This is a genomic window from Kineosporia sp. NBRC 101677, assembly GCF_030269265.1.
In the GTDB taxonomy this organism is placed as follows: domain Bacteria; phylum Actinomycetota; class Actinomycetes; order Actinomycetales; family Kineosporiaceae; genus Kineosporia; species Kineosporia rhizophila.
The window spans coordinates 1-295 of sequence record NZ_BSTA01000057.1; the positions used below are offsets into that span (position 1 = coordinate 1).

Genomic DNA, 295 nt, shown 5'->3' on the forward strand with positions numbered 1-295 from the left:
TTGGTCATTCGGCGGACGGGTTTCTCACCCGTCTTTCGCTACTCATGCCTGCATTCTCACTCGTGTGGCGTCCACACCTGGGTCACCCCGATGCTTCACTCGCCACACGACGCTCCCCTACCCATCCACACTACTGAACAATCCATCAAGGGACGCTAGAAAATGTGTGAATGCCACAGCTTCGGCGGTGTACTTGAGCCCCGCTACATTGTCGGCGCGGAATCACTTGACCAGTGAGCTATTACGCACTCTTTAAAGGGTGGCTGCTTCTAAGCCAACCTCCTGGTTGTCACAG

Annotated in this window: 1 rRNA gene; it reads right to left on the bottom strand. The window is 55.3% G+C overall.

The features are described 5' to 3' along the window. Positions 1-295, bottom strand: a 23S ribosomal RNA gene (locus QSK18_RS35725); the annotation flags it as partial.